General features: G+C 53.3%; 15 protein-coding genes. 14 read left to right on the top strand and 1 reads right to left on the bottom strand.

Going from position 1 to position 14,562, the window contains the following annotated elements; translation table 11 throughout:
- On the top strand, window positions 1-1,605 hold the full coding sequence (locus tag NYE70_RS11895; protein WP_341046141.1) for an ABC transporter ATP-binding protein: 1,605 nt from the start codon (window positions 1-3) through the stop codon (window positions 1,603-1,605).
- A complete protein-coding gene (locus NYE70_RS11890) occupies window positions 1,602-2,414 on the top strand; it encodes an energy-coupling factor transporter transmembrane component T family protein (protein WP_211023410.1) in 813 nt (270 codons plus the stop codon). The genes NYE70_RS11895 and NYE70_RS11890 overlap by 4 nt, the downstream gene beginning before the upstream one ends.
- 70 nt (window positions 2,415-2,484) lie before the next feature.
- Here the strand turns inward: NYE70_RS11890 and NYE70_RS11885 are convergent, their stop codons facing one another.
- Window positions 2,485-3,588 (bottom strand): YheC/YheD family endospore coat-associated protein, encoded by a 1,104-nt coding sequence (locus tag NYE70_RS11885; protein ID WP_290406537.1) that lies wholly within the window; start codon window positions 3,586-3,588, stop codon window positions 2,485-2,487.
- A gap of 489 nt (window positions 3,589-4,077) precedes the next feature.
- On the opposite strand from NYE70_RS11885, the gene NYE70_RS11880 reads away from it, so the two are divergent.
- The 12 genes from NYE70_RS11880 to NYE70_RS11825 all read left to right on the top strand — a co-directional run bounded on the left by NYE70_RS11880 (window position 4,078) and on the right by NYE70_RS11825 (window position 14,432).
- Window positions 4,078-5,262 (top strand): glycosyltransferase family 4 protein, encoded by a 1,185-nt coding sequence (locus NYE70_RS11880; RefSeq protein WP_213656157.1) that lies wholly within the window; start codon window positions 4,078-4,080, stop codon window positions 5,260-5,262.
- Between the two features lie 208 nt (window positions 5,263-5,470).
- Window positions 5,471-6,289 (top strand): glycosyltransferase family 2 protein, encoded by an 819-nt coding sequence (locus NYE70_RS11875; protein ID WP_213656156.1) that lies wholly within the window; start codon window positions 5,471-5,473, stop codon window positions 6,287-6,289.
- Window positions 6,290-6,299: 10 nt separating this feature from the next.
- A complete protein-coding gene (locus NYE70_RS11870) occupies window positions 6,300-7,469 on the top strand; it encodes a glycosyltransferase family 2 protein (RefSeq protein WP_341046138.1) in 1,170 nt (389 codons plus the stop codon).
- A complete protein-coding gene (locus NYE70_RS11865) occupies window positions 7,466-8,209 on the top strand; it encodes a glycosyltransferase family 2 protein (protein ID WP_341046136.1) in 744 nt (247 codons plus the stop codon). Before NYE70_RS11870 ends, NYE70_RS11865 begins: the two co-directional genes overlap by 4 nt.
- Before the next feature lie 14 nt (window positions 8,210-8,223).
- Window positions 8,224-8,955 (top strand): sugar phosphate nucleotidyltransferase, encoded by a 732-nt coding sequence (locus tag NYE70_RS11860; protein WP_211023397.1) that lies wholly within the window; start codon window positions 8,224-8,226, stop codon window positions 8,953-8,955.
- Window positions 8,956-8,982: 27 nt separating this feature from the next.
- A complete protein-coding gene (locus NYE70_RS11855; protein WP_341046135.1) occupies window positions 8,983-10,113 on the top strand; it encodes a GT-D fold domain-containing protein in 1,131 nt (376 codons plus the stop codon).
- Between the two features lie 128 nt (window positions 10,114-10,241).
- Window positions 10,242-11,507, top strand: coding sequence for a glycosyltransferase family 2 protein (locus tag NYE70_RS11850; RefSeq protein WP_213656153.1), 1,266 nt, complete (start codon window positions 10,242-10,244; stop codon window positions 11,505-11,507).
- A 318-nt stretch (window positions 11,508-11,825) separates the two neighbouring features.
- The gene (locus NYE70_RS11845; protein ID WP_211023393.1) at window positions 11,826-12,113 is read left to right on the top strand and encodes a nucleoside-diphosphate sugar epimerase; all 288 of its coding nucleotides are present in this window, start codon (window positions 11,826-11,828) and stop codon (window positions 12,111-12,113) included.
- A gap of 22 nt (window positions 12,114-12,135) precedes the next feature.
- The gene (locus NYE70_RS11840) at window positions 12,136-12,483 is read left to right on the top strand and encodes a restriction endonuclease subunit S (protein WP_211023391.1); all 348 of its coding nucleotides are present in this window, start codon (window positions 12,136-12,138) and stop codon (window positions 12,481-12,483) included.
- Window positions 12,483-12,806, top strand: coding sequence for a hypothetical protein (locus NYE70_RS11835; protein ID WP_211023389.1), 324 nt, complete (start codon window positions 12,483-12,485; stop codon window positions 12,804-12,806). Before NYE70_RS11840 ends, NYE70_RS11835 begins: the two co-directional genes overlap by 1 nt.
- Window positions 12,796-13,155 (top strand): hypothetical protein, encoded by a 360-nt coding sequence (locus tag NYE70_RS11830; protein WP_211023387.1) that lies wholly within the window; start codon window positions 12,796-12,798, stop codon window positions 13,153-13,155. The genes NYE70_RS11835 and NYE70_RS11830 overlap by 11 nt, the downstream gene beginning before the upstream one ends.
- Window positions 13,156-13,340: 185 nt before the next feature.
- Window positions 13,341-14,432 (top strand): CgeB family protein, encoded by a 1,092-nt coding sequence (locus NYE70_RS11825; RefSeq protein WP_341046134.1) that lies wholly within the window; start codon window positions 13,341-13,343, stop codon window positions 14,430-14,432.
- The last annotated feature ends 130 nt before the right edge of the window (window positions 14,433-14,562 follow it).

Raw genomic sequence — 14,562 nt, 5'->3', positions numbered from 1 at the left:
ATGGATCTTTTGCGGAACAACGCCACAGCATCAAGTACATACACGGAATTCAATACGGCTGCGGCGGTTCGGGATTTACGTCTCAAATATCCTGAGACGGACTCCTTTGTGTTTAAAGATCTCTCCTTCTCGGTCAGGCGCGGAGAGAGACTGCTGCTGCTTGGGCCAAGCGGCAGCGGAAAGTCAACGCTGCTGCAGGTGCTTGCGGGCATCATTCCGGGGCTAGTGGAGGTGCCTATGAGGAGCTCGGAGCAAGTGATTCCCCCATCGTGGGGAATGCTGTTCCAAGATCCAGATACTCAGTTTTGCATGCCTTTTGTTGATGAGGAACTGGCCTTTGTGCTGGAGAATCGGGGAATTCCAAGAGAGGAAATGCGACCGCGGATGGTAGATGCTCTAGAACAAGTCGGGCTTCATCTGCCGGAGATTCATCTTCCGATTGATTCGTTGTCCCAGGGAATGAAGCAGCGGCTGGCCCTCGCTTCAATTCTGCTGATGGATCCGGAGGTACTGCTGCTTGACGAGCCTTCCGCTCTGTTGGATCCAGAGGGGCGAAGGCAAATCTGGGAGGCGGTTTCCCGGGTGGCCGAGGGAAGGACACTCATTATTGTCGAGCACCGGATCGAGGAGGTGCTTGATCTGGGGCTGGTGGATCGGGTAGCCTTGTTCGGCCCCCAGGGACAATTGTTGGGGCAAGGGGCTCCGGAGGAGTTGTTTGTCCGCTGCCAAACGGAATTGGAGGAATACGGGATCTGGCATCCCGGCGTCTGGGATCGTTTTCGGGCATCGGAAGGCCAAGCACAGGAAGCGGAAAAGGGGATAATGCTTTGGGCCAATTCCACCCGGCTGACTGCCGGGGAACCATTACTCCGGCCGGTTATCGAGCTTTCCGAGTTCCAAGGCTTTCGCGGGGACCGCACGGTTATTCAGATCGAGCGGGCTGAAGTGTACCCCGGGGATTTCATTGCGGTTACGGGCCCGAACGGGGCCGGAAAAAGCTCGCTCCTGCTTGCACTGATGGGACTGCTTCCCTCCGAGGGAAGCTATCTTCTATGCGGTGAACGGTTCGGCGGAAAGAAGACTCGAACCCGGCAAATCCTGGCGCTGTCGAAAAAAATAGGATTCGTCTTTCAAAATCCCGAATTTCAGTTTGTCGAGAACCGGGTCGACCGGGAAATCGGTTTTTCGTTAATAGAAGAAGGGTTCTCTTCGGATGAGATTCAGCGGCGAGTAGATCATGCGCTGGACCAGTTCGGTCTTGTCGGATTAGAGCTGCGTCATCCGTATCAATTATCGCTCGGACAGAAGCGGAGATTGAGCGTGGCGGGAGCAGCCGTCATGGAGAGACCGGTGCTGCTGCTTGACGAGCCGACGTTCGGGCAGGATGCCGTGAACACTTTTGCTATTTTGAATTTGTGCGAGGAAATGCGGCGTAGAGGAACAGCGGTCGTGATGGTAACCCACGAGGAACAGATTGCGGAAGCGGTAGCGACACGCCGATGGGAAGTCAGAGAGGGGACCCTGACCGATTGCGGATATACGAATCGGGGATCCTCACTTCCGCATAAAGTGTGCGAGACCGGCGCGGTAGAGGTATTGCTATGAAGAAATGGCTGAATCCTTCCTTTACGACATGGATGCACAGAGCCAATCCGGTACTTAAACTGGTGCTTGTCATCCTGCTCTTTTTCGTGGCTTTGTTTACGCATCGGCTTGATTTTATGTTCTACCAGGCGGTGATGTTCACGCTGCTGCTGTTCTGGCAAAGCGGATATGCCTTCTGGAAGGTGTTGTTGATCGTGCTGTCTTTCGGATTGGTGTTTATATCGTCTTCTTCGACGATGATCCTTTTCGGTAAAGGGGATGAAATGTGGTGGGAGTGGGGGTTGATCCGGATTACGGAGGAAAGCTTCTACCGCGGCATTCATATCGGGTTTAAATCCGTAACCTTTGCGTCGGAGGGGCTGTTGTTTGTTCTCACGACATCTTCTGTGGATTTGTTCTATGCTTTGATGCAGAAAGTAAAGCTTCCCCCCAAATATGCGTACAGCTTTATGGCCTCGATCCGGCTGCTACCGATGGTTTGGGAAGAATTCCTGATCCGGCGGAACGCCCTCCGTATCCGGGGAGCGCGGAGTCTGAAAGGGCCGCGGGGATGGTTTGCCGGCATCAAGATGTACGCGGTCCCGTTGCTGTCCCAGAGTATACGGAGAGCCCATCGCGTGGCGGTAGCGATGGAGGCGAAGGCTTTCAACGGGAACGGCCGGAGATCCTACTATTATCCTTCGCTATTCACGCGCTATGATCCGCTGGCCGCTGCGGTATTCGCAGCGGCAGTAGTATTGGCCCTGATGCTTAGCGACGTTTTCCCGCTGTTTCACATTGCGGATGTCAGGTATTCCGCCAATCCGTAATAAGCGTTCATCATGTATTCGCCATGTCAGGGCTTTTTCCGGTAAGACTTGTGTTTTTTGCTGTACAGAGTTATCCGCGAGGGCCTGAATGATGCTGCAGCAAATAGCGGGCAAAAGCCATAGGCTGCTGGTAGGTGTCAAACCATATTTCGTTCATGCCGGCTTTACGAAATCCGTAACGCTGGTCTCTGCCGTTGCATTCAATAATGTAAATCCGCCCGTCATTGGTAATTCCGATATCCATGCCCAGGTCGGCGAGCAGAGGCAACCGGCCGGACAGGTAAGCGGCGGCCGCAAGGGCTACAGTCTGGCTGTCCGCAAGGACGCGTGCTGCCGTGGATGGCGGAAATATGCGGCGGAATAACGAATCTGCCGGAAAAGCGCTGCCTCCCTGGGCAAGATTGGAAAGGAAACGGCCGGGAGCGGAAACCTTGGCATATAGCCCCGTTACGCCCCAGTCTCCGGTCAGTCCCCGCTGAACGGTTACGCGGACGTCCAAGGGGCGGCCATCCGTTTCAGCCAGGGGCAGTCTTTCCTGAATCAAGTATGGAATTTGCGTGATTCTTCGCTTCACCCAGATTGGTAATGGAGTTCGCTTATCAAGACGGAGCGCCTTCCACCGGTCCACTGTCCGGCGTCCCTTGTAGAGCAGGCACCATCCCCGGTTGTCCAGCTTCAGGCGCATAATTCCGCGGCCAACCGAAGCGCTTGCCGGTTTGAGCAACAAGTCGCTGTAGCGCTGCATCATCAGGCCAATATTTCCCGGCGTGGCGCGCAGGGAAGCAGGCAGATGATACGAGAGTCGGGGATGCTCAGCCAGCAGTCGGTGGATTTCATCTTTGCCATACCGGTTGTTGTGATTGTAAATGGTTATTCCCTGCTGCTGCAGGCCCCGGATTTTCCCCAGCGCGGACGGGGCTTTATAGATCGCACGATTATGAATAACCGGCGGGGTTTCAATGAGCGCTTTCCTGAATCTATCGTTTTCTTTCAGGTAAACGAGACTTTTGCCGGATTCGGGATGGATATCATCCAGACGCAGATAACAAGGTTTGAGATCGTATCGGGCGGCGGCTTCTTCGTAGAAGGGTAGAGCCTCCTGACCGGTTCTGCCTTTCCCTGCTCCCTGGTGTGCTTTGGCGTTTAACAGAATACCGACATAATCGGGCGGCATGTTCCTCCCTCCTTCTGCAAGTCTGTAATCTCCTTTAACCTTATTGTGGCTCCCTTTAATTTATGTTGTTCGTCCCGATTCAGCATGGACGGATGAGGGAAGTCAACAGCCTGATTTGACTTAGCAGGGTAATTCCACATACTTCGGGCCGGAGAATTCCGGCTTTTTTGTGCCTGCCTTTTATAGCGATTGTTAAGAGAAAACTATGGTTTGATGTTCGTACACTTTAAAAAATAAGTCACACCGGATACGCTCGCATCGTATAACTACAATATAAGTGCGTGTTCAAAAAGTTAGGTTTTTAGGACCAAGAAGGTTGGATGAAGCTAGGGGCTGAGTAGCGGAGCGTACATGAGGTACGTGAGCAACGGAAGGCCCGGCTGAATTCAAGATTCGATGCCGAGTTCTCATCATGATCAGCTTCGTCGTGGAAAGATGACTTTTTGAACAACCTCTATAAGAAAATGGAGGCAAGGAGGGAGTATTCCCGTGAGTTTCCGTAAAGTAGCGGTGGTCACCCCAGGATCGTTCGTGATTCCTTCGGGGAGGAGCAGCTCGGTGGAGCGTGTCATTGAAAAGATGGTTCCGCTGGCCTCAGACAGGCTTGATATTCGGATCTTTGGCAGAATCGGGAAGGATCCGGCTTCCCCGGAGGGGCTTGGAGGTGTTCCCTGCTTGAGAGTGCCGGGCGGGAGTTCCTATTTTCCATCGGTACTTCGCCATCTAAGGTCCTGGCGGCCCGATGCGGTCGATGTCCATAATCGGCCTCTTCTGGCTTACCGGATCAAGCAGAGGTTGCCCGGTTCGGAAGTGTTCTTGTCCCTTCACTCTACGACGTTTATCCAATCGGGAGACTTTCCGGACCGGAGCGGATCAGAGAAGCTCCGCACGCTTGACGGTATCATTGTGAACAGCGAGTTTCTGCGCAAGGAGCTGCTGCGACGTTTCCCAGGCCTTTCGGTTCCGGTGGAGGTGAATCATCTCGGGGTGAGTCCGGAGGATTTCGTGCCGAGATGGACCCCCGCAGGCGAAGCGCTGCGTCGGGCGAGACTTCACGATTACGGCTGGAACGGGCGTAAAGTGGTTCTGTTTGTAGGAAGGCTGATTCCCGAAAAAGGGGTGCATGCCTTGCTTCAAGCAGTCCCGGCCGTTGTCCAAAGACATCCGGAGGCTCTCTTTTTAATTGTCGGCAGCGCTTTTTATGGAAGCTTGCGGGAAACCATGTATGTGCGCAGCTTGAAATCGCTGGCGGACTCTTGGCCGGAGCATGTCGTTTTTCAGCCGTTCACGCCATATCCCGGGGTAGCCGACTGCTACAATCTGGCTGATATGGTAGTCGTTCCGTCAGGCAAAGAAGAAGCTTTCGGCTTGGTCAATGTGGAAGCCATGGCGTCGGGCGTACCCGTGATAGCCTCCCGCGCCGGCGGTATCCCGGAAGTCGTTGAGCATGGACAATCGGGGTTGCTGCTGCCTGCGGAGCGCCTGAATGATGAATTGCCTGCTGCAATCATCCGGCTGCTGGACAATACGGAGCTTTGCAGAAGCATGGGCCTTGCCGGTGCTGAAAGTGCGCGCAGCCGCTTCCGCTGGCATCATGCGGCTGACCGATGGGTCCGCCTCATGACCAAACAGGGTAAAGAGCCTGTTACATCCGCCGCTTCACTATATCAGTAGTTGCAAGTTTATATGAATGTTTATGGCAGCGTCACCTCGTTGCCGATCGAGCAGAATGTTTGCGGGCTTTCGCCGCGGCATTCTGCTTGTTTGCTAATTTGGGTGTGCTTCGGCTCTCCTCTGTACGTTTGCCGTTGCGTGGGACAGAGAAGAGCATAAACTATCTTATATTCCGTCTATTAATAATATCCGGGAAGGATGGGTCCTGATGGATAAGAGACGCCGGTTTCGAGCCCGGCAAACCCGGCCTGCCCGCCGTAGAACGAGGCGGGATCAGGCCACATTTCGCAGCTCTCCAGAACCGGTGGTATCTGTCATCATTCCGGTTATGAACGAGCATCGGACGCTCGGGAGGGTCATCCGGGAAGCGACCAAAGTTCATCCTAAGACCGAAATCATTGTTGTGGCGAATGGCTGTACGGACCGGAGCGCGCAGCTTGCCAGGAAGCTCGGGGCTATCGTTCTCGAATACAAAGAACCGCTCGGGCATGATGTCCCGAGAGCGGTCGGCGCAAGGCAGGCTAAAGGGGAAGTGCTGCTGTTCTTAGACGGGGATATGGTGATTCCCGCCAAAGATCTTCGGCCTTTCACTGCAGCCATTCTATCCGGCAGTGATTTGGCCCTGAATGATTACGAAGGCCCGGTTCAGACTCGGGAGGTTCATCCGGTTGTCAGCGCTAAGCATACTCTGAATACATTGCTGAACAGGTCCGATTTGAAAGGCGCGTCCCTAACCGCGGTGCCGCATGCGCTCAGCAGACAGGCGGCTAGCCGAATCGGTTATGAAAAGCTGGAGAAACCGCCGTTGGCCCAGACAGCCGCTATCCTGGAAGGATTGAAGATCCGACCGGTGCATTCCGTGGATGTCGGCCGTTTGAATCGCCCGAGGCTCCGTTCCAAACATGGAGATTTGCTGACCGGGCTGGTATTGGGAGATCACTTGGAAGCGGCAGGGTTAGCTATGAAGCAACGGGGCTCGCGCGGCGGCTTCTCTGATCTGGGACGACTCCGCGAAAGGGCAAGGTGATTAAAATACCGTGAACAAAACCGTACTTGGAAGAACGCGGAAATACCGCCAAAAGCCCGTCATTCGGGCGAATCGTCTCAAACGCGTCCGGTCGGGCAAGCGAAGATCTCCTTTTCTAGCGAATCGCAAGGCCCGGGTCAAACAAAGATTGCCAAAGAAATATGTAATCCAAATTGAGCCCAAAGTCGATTTAAAAGGAGCTTATGGAGCCGGGGTCTCCGCCGGGGCGGAAGCTTTGCGATTGGAGCGGCTTGGAACCTCACTCCCTCCAAGGGAGCATTTTCGGTCCTTGTTGACTGAATGGTTCCGCAGCCGAGCGGAAGATCCGTCTCCTTCCTATGATCGTGCCCTTGCGTTGGGAACAGCTTTCCGGGATGGTTATGCCGCTTCCAAAAGAGAGAATCCCCGTCTGTACGGGGTTCCGGTCCCCCTGTCAGGAAAAGCGTCGGTAGTCATCATCGCTTGCAACGAGGAGAGAACGCTTGGAAACTTGCTGGATGAATTGGAACGCATTCCGCTTCAGGAAATGGTCGTCGTGCTTAACGGGTGCACCGATAACAGCTTCGGCAAAGTGAAAGATCGGAAAAACGTGATTCTGGCCTATTATCCGGAGCGGCTTGGACATGACGTCGGCCGTTCCGTCGGGGCGGCTCTGGCATGTGGTGATTCCTTGCTGTTCGTTGATGGGGATATGGCTGTACCTGCCGAAGAATTGGCGGCTTTTCTATATGAACAAGAGAGAGGTATTGACGTGGTGCTGAATGATATTTCAGGCTATCTTCCTCTTTATGAACGACAGGATGAGGTGACCCGTTGCAAGTTGTTTTTGAATCAGGTTCTGGGGCGCCAGGATTTGAAGAGCAATTCGCTGACCGCGGTTCCGCATGTACTATCCCGCAAGGCGATAAACACCATCGGGACAGGAATCCTTGCCGTACCACCTAAGGCGCAGGCAGCGGCCCTGCTCGAAGGATTGACGGTATCCGCTCCCTGCACAGCCGATGTTATCGGGCGCAACCGGATGCGTGAAGGGAATTCCGGCGCAGGCAATAGCGTTCTCCAGCTTATTTTGGGCGATCATCTTGAAGCGTTGAACGAGGCGATGCGCCGAAAAGGCGCAAGGCTGTTCTGGCAGACCTCGTCACGTCCGCAGCTCGCGAAAGAGAGGAACCGCCCATGAACGGAATATTAACGAGCATCATTATTCCTACCTATAACGGCCTTCACTTACTCTCTGACTGTGTGGAGTCCATTCGTGAGCATACGGATGCCCCCTACGAAATCATTGTGGTGGATAACGGGTCGAAAGACGGGACCAAGGAATATTGCGTGAAGGAAAAGCTGATTTTGATCTCGCTGCCCGAGAATACGGGCTTCCCGGTTGCCTGCAACAAAGGGCTGGCGGTTGCTGCCGGAGACCAGCTTCTGCTGCTGAACAATGACTGTCAGGTGACCCCGCGCTGGCTTTCGCAGCTTTCGGCCGCTTTGCAAAGTTCGCCCGATATCGGAATTGTGGGTCCGATTACGAACTATGCCAGCGGACAACAGCAGATAGATACCGGTTTAAGCGAACCCGATGAACTGATCGAGTATGCCCGGACATTTAACCGGACCGATGCCTCCAAGTGGACGGAAGTCAGACGGCTCATCGGCTATTGTTTTATGTTCAAACGGAGTCTGTATGATGAGATCGGAGCGCTGGATGAGGCTTATTCCCCCGGCCATTACGAGGATGATGATTATTGCTTCCGGGCGGTTATGGGGGGCTTCCGGCTTCTGATTTGCAAGGATACCTTCATTTACCATAAGGGCAGCGCGAGCTTTAAGGAGAAGCATTCGGAAGAATGGGACTGGATCATCGAGAAGAACCGCAGTCGATTTATAGAAAAATGGGGTATCGATCCACGTCAGTTCATTTAAAAGGAGGAGAGTTCGTGAAAGGTGTCATTTTGGCGGGAGGAACGGGTACGAGACTATATCCGCTGACAAGGCTAATTAACAAACATTTGCTCCCCGTCGGCAATTCGCCGATGATCACTTATGGAATAGAACAGCTGAAATTGGCCGGAATATCGGATATCCTGCTTGTCATCAGCAAACAGTCCGCCGGGTTGTACACCGACTTTTTGGGCAGCGGGAGCACTATGGGCATTAATTTAACCTACAAGATCCAGGAGGAAGCCGGAGGAATCGGCGAGGCGCTGGAACTAGCCCGAGGCTTTATCGCTCCCGGGGAGCGGTTCGTGGTCTTGCTTGGCGATAATCTGTTTCTGGACCCCTTGAAGCCTTATGCGGAGAAGTTTCAACGACAGCCTGCAGGAACTGCAAGAATTTTGCTGAAAAAAGTGAGCGATCCCGGAAGATACGGGGTCCCGGTGTTCGATCAGGATCATCCGAAACTGATCTCTTTCATTGAAGAGAAACCCCAGCAACCCAAATCGGATTACTGCGTAACCGGTATTTATATGTACGATGACCGTGTGTTTGAGCATATTGCGGCCACGAACCCGTCGGACCGGGGCGAGCTTGAAATAACAGACGTTAATAACTTGTATGCGATGGAAGGAAAGCTCGAATACGATATTCTTCGCAACTGGTGGACGGATGCGGGGACGTTTGATTCATTGCTCGAGGCTTCGCGGCGGATGAAGAGATTCAAGCGGTAAGGAGATGTTTGAGGCGGAGGATGGACGATGAGGAATAAAAGGATCTCGGGCAAGAGCAAACGGGTCCCCGGAAGAATCCGGGAACCCCGTGGGCAAAGAAGAAAAAGACCAGGCAGGTTACTCAGGAGATACCGGCGGCGGAGAAGCTTGAGCGGGGGATTGCTCCGTTCAAGAAACAGCTCGAGTAAAAGACAAGTCAGACCTGAGAAAATGGCGGCTTTGGATTTGAAGGAAATGCAACCGACTGAGGCGCATGATGCCGGACATCTTCAAAACCGGGTGGAAGAGAACGGACAAACTCTGAATGAAGTACAACCTGATCCGAATTTGTCCGATTCTTATAAATCAGGGTTTCGTGAGGGTTACTTTGAAGGAGGGGAGGCCATTGTAACCCGCTTGCTTCCTCCTCATACGATACTCCCTGGCGTCACTGCGGAGGATTTGATCGCATCAGGGATCAGGCATCTCGCTCCCGGCTCGCTCCTTCCTCTGCTCACTCCGTCGGAGGCGGCCAGCGCTTTGCGCGATGCCTTGGACAGCGGGCAGCCTTTGTCGCTTGTCCGGCTTGGCGACGGCGAATTGCTGACGCTGGCCCATGATATTGTTATTCCTACGAACGAAGCGCGGCGGAGAGGGCCGTTTCTTCCATATGCCGGAGTAGAGCTGCCGGCATATGATATTCGTGAGAAGCTGGCTGGCGCGCTACGCCAAGCCGATATTATCGGTGTTCCCATTTCCCGCCACTCTTCATTCCAGGGCTTACTGTTTCCGGTGTTATCCCATTATGGGCTTGATCCGGCAAGACTGCGTCTCGCTTCCTCTACTGTAAACTATGAGCTTGCCGAAGAGGGGCTTATGTTGCCCTTGCTAAGAGGCAGGAAAGTACTGATTGCCGGAAATCGGGCTGAAGGACTGGCGTCAGTGCTGCAGCGGGAAGGCATTGAAGTCGTCGGCCTCGTGACCCCGATTCGAGGCGTTTATGATGCAGAGGCAGCCGTGCAGCAAGCATCCGGGTATAGTTTTGACATAGCTCTGGTGGCGGCGGGGATCGCCGCAGTTCTGATTTGTACCGAAATCGCCAGTCGGCTCGGCAAGTGTGCATTGGATTTCGGTCATTTGGCCAACAAGCTGGAGAGCGGAGAACAGGGGCTTCGCTGAAAGGAGGGCACATGCACAACCCAAATAGACATAGACCCACGCGTGGAAAGAATAGCAGGAAAAGAGGGGGGGCTCCCCTCCCTTTATTCGATCAGGGGTATCAAGCCGGTTATGAGAAGGGAAGAGCCGTGGGATATGTGGACTTTGAGCAACCGTTTGAAGGAACCAGCATCATAATTCCGACATTCAATAAGAAGGAATTGTTGCTGCAATGTCTGGACAGCATCGAAGCCCATACCTCCTTCCCTTATGAAGTAATTGTGGTGGATGATGCATCAAGCGACGGAACTTCGGAAGCGTTGCGGCGCAGACGTAAAGTACGCTTAGCGGTGCATGCCGATAATGCGGGGTTTGCGGGCTCCGTTAACACAGGATTAATGATGGCGAAAGGGCGTACGGTGCTGGTGTTGAACAATGATGTGCTCGTTACAGAGAACTGGTTGTCCAACATGCTCGATTGTTTGAACAGCGGTCCTGATATCGGGGCCGTCGGGCCTGTTACCAATTATATCGGGGGCGAGCAGCAAATCGACGTACCTTACCGGGATATCGCGGATATGTGGGAATTTGCGGCCAACCATAACCGGAAGGATCCGCAGCGATGGAGGAGAACCGATCGGCTGGTCGGCTTTTGTTTGTTGATGAAACGCGAAACCATGATGCGGACCGGATACTTTGATGAAGGCTACCGGGTGGGCAATTACGAGGATGATGACTGGATGATCCGCCTCCGGTTGCAAGGCATGAAGCTGATGATTGCCGGAGACGCCTTCATTCACCATTTTGGCAGCGAGACGATGAAAAGCCTGGATCATCGGGATGTATCGCAAATCAGCAGAGCGAACCAGGACTATTTCCATCTAAAATGGGGAAATGTACATGAGCGGCTCGGACAGGTTGAAGCGCAGCGAGGCAAAGAAGGGGCCGGACCCGCAGTCGAAATCCGGTCAGAGGGCTGTCCTGTACAGGTTCTAGCCAGCAGCGGAACCGGCACTCTGTATTGGCTGCAACAGGGAACCAGGTACAGAATCAAGGGAGCCGATGCCGCATCGTTAGCGGTACAGTTTCCGTCCCTATCCGCCGTAAGACTGTCGCAGCGTACGTTGCAGGGAATTCCGTATGGCGGGGAATGGGAGCTGCCGGAGGCGGTGCAAGCGATAACGAAGGCAATGTCGCCAGCGGAACGGTTCGGCGAAGGCTCCGTGATGAAGCTGCCTGACGGTCAATTGTATCAAATGGATCGGGGAATGGCCCGTTTGTTCTGGACCCCGTATGCCGCCGAGGTTTGGGGACTGGCGGACAGAGCCCGTCCGGTCTCCCCGGACGAAATTGCAGCTATCCCGGAAGGACCGTATGTCCTTCCCCCGATTCAACTAAGATCGTCACTACTATAAGAGGTTGCTCAAAAAGTCATCTTTCCATGACGATGTAGATCATGAAGCGGATTCGACGTCGAATCTTGAATTCAGCCGGGCCTTCCGTTGCTCACGTACCCTATTGTACGCTCCGCTACTCAGTCCCTAGCTTCATCCAACCTTCTTGATCCTGAAAACCTGACTTTTTGAACCCAGACTATAAATTTAAGCGGACCGCGGTATTATTGCGGAACGCGGAATGACGCCCCGGCATATGCTGAAATCAGTAGAATGCCGGGGCTTTTATGTCTGAAACGACGGAGTCCCGATTCTTAGGTTAAATGGAGGGGCTGACAAGTGGAGCAGAAAATAACAGATATCATTATGCATATGGGGCATTCACACCAGCAACTGGCCCGTATCATTGACGCCGAGCGCCATATCACCGTCAGATTGTCGCAGATCGTACATGCGCTTCCGGATCAGGAACCAAATTTCGAAGGTGTGGAAGGACTGATGGATAATTCCTCGTCCATCAACAAGAGCTTGATCTCTTATTTGAATTCAATTGCCGATTTGGAAGAGGCTATGGCGGAAAATCTGAGCCAAGTCATCGCTGAGCTGAAGGGCTCGGAAGAGGAATAGCTGAAGAAGCGGAGGTGATCAAATGAGCAGGGAGCATGCCTATCTCAATATGCTGGATGCCATGGCCAAAATTCAATGGAATGTGTCCATGATGCTCGAAGCCAAAGCACTGGAGGCGGAGAAGGTGCGCAACTGGAGCTTGAATCATGTGCATGCGCATAGCTTTAGCGACCACGAGAGCCAGCTTGCAAAGCCGCTTGGCGTTCATGACGAAATGGTGGAGGTTATTGAAGGGCTGACTAAAATGGAAAATGGCTTATGCAGCAATTTGAAGTCATTGCTTTCTTCGGCCGAGAGCAGCGGGGGCGATTCGGGAGGATTCGGAGATTTATTTGGCGGGGGTTCGGGATTCGGGGATGAGGAGAAGTGATGCTTACCCCTTCTTTACTGAGCGAGAGGGAAGCCAAGCTCCAACTGATCATCTCCATCTCTAGAAGCCAAAATGCGCTGGCCCGCATTCTTGACAGCATGGCGGATGTGTCCGCCTGCTCCGAAGAAACGGCCCGTTCCTTCATCCAACAAGCAGACCGGATGACGCGGTTTCAACAGGCCATGGCGTCCATGCTTGCGAATATCGAGCTGCATCGCCAATATACAGGCATCCCCACAGCCCCTTGGCTGAACGCGGATAAGGTAACACCCTTGGAATCATTTACAAGCAAACAGGAGGCAGATGAACGAAATGGCGCTTAAAAAGAGACGTACGACATTAAGCAAAAGAAAAAGCGGAATAAAACGCTCGAAACGCCGTTTGAAGCGCGTTAGGAGAACGCTTGGAAAGAGAATGCAGGGACGTCGGATCAAATCCCGAAAAAGGAAGCTGATTCGCGGGAAAACACGTCGGAGAAAAGCGGTACGGCGGCGTCTTCCGGCTACGGAACCGGCCCCGGCCCCGGTTCCAGCTCCTGTGGAACAAGGCGACCCTGCCGCTTTATATCAGGAGGGGTACAACGAATCCTATCAAAACGGTTTCAATTCCGGGTTTGCCAAAGGCTTTGAAGACGGTCATAAATTGGCATATCAGGAGCAAGAGTTCAAGTAAATGATTCCTTACTGATTTTATCCAAGGCTTTTCTCTAATATAGGGAAAAGCTTTTTGTTTGCTTGGGACAAGCAGGGGCATTCGCCAATTTTAGAAACGTCAGGGTAGTCATCCATGCCGGTGGATTAGCCCTCCGCATATAGTTATAAGGTCAAGAGATTAACCCATAGATAGGATTGAATGCCGTGAACAGTGCAAGAAAACGACTCCGGAAAACCGGCAAATCGGCAGCACACCATCAGGGATGGGCCGAAGGATACCGATTCGGAGGCTGTCGGGCAGTCATGGAGCGCACAGGAACCCCGGCGGCTCCGAAGGGGACGCTCCGTGTGCTTTATGTTCAACAGGGATTTGAATCCGTGGATCAAGGCATGATTCGGGCTCTTCAGACATTGACGGGAGAACTGGAGGTGACGGGTCCTAAGGAAATGCTGCAAAGGGCAGAACAGTTCCGCCCGGATTTGGTACTGGTTCTGAATGCTATGCACGTATTTCCCGCCGAGCACAGCCAGCATATCGATCTGATCCGAAGCTGGGGCATACGCACGGCGGTCTGGTTTGTGGATGATCCGTATTTTACCGATCAGTCTCTACAATTGGCAACGCACTACGACTACGTATTCACGCATGAGCTTTCCTGCGTGCCTTTCTACCGGGAGGGTGGCTGCAATAAAGTTCATTATTTGCCGCTTGCCGCCGATTCAGAAATGTTCGCGCCGATGCATGCGCCACGCTCCTACCAGTCCGACGTCTGTTTTATAGGAAGCGCCTTTTGGAATCGCGTAGCCCTGTTTGACGAACTTGCCCCTTATCTGGCGCAAAAAAAGGTGGTGATCGTCGGGAGTTTATGGAACAGGCTCAGTCGCCTCGACCTTCTCCAGCCCCATATCCGGGATGGATGGATCGAACAGAAGGAAACCCGGATTTACTATAACGGGGCCAAAATCGTAATAAATTTGCATCGGCCTACGGAAGCGGGTCAAGACAATGCGAATACGGCGAATCTCCGCGGGCTTTCCATCAATCCCCGAACTTATGAGATCGCCGCTTGCGGAGCTTTACAGATTACGGATGTGCGGGAGGACCTTCATCAGCATTACCGCCCCGGCTATGATATCGAGACTTTTGCCTCGGCGGATGAATTAAGAGCCAAAATCGATTATTACCTGGAACATGAACAAGAACGGGTCCAGATGGCCTGGAGATCGCTCTGGACGACCAGACAGCGGCATTCTTATACAGACCGTATTGCACGGATGCTTGCCATCCTGCAGTAAATCAGGCAAATCATTCAAGGAGCGTGGAAACTTTGTCAAAACATGATCGCCTCACAGGTACTGCAAGAGGAGTTGCAAGAAGAAGGAACGCAAGAGCGGTAAGAACCGCAGTAACAGCAACGCCCGTTCC

It is taken from the genome of Paenibacillus sp. FSL R5-0407, assembly GCF_038009185.1.
Taxonomy (GTDB): domain Bacteria; phylum Bacillota; class Bacilli; order Paenibacillales; family Paenibacillaceae; genus Fontibacillus; species Fontibacillus vini.
This window is presented reverse-complemented; position numbering and strand designations above follow the sequence as displayed.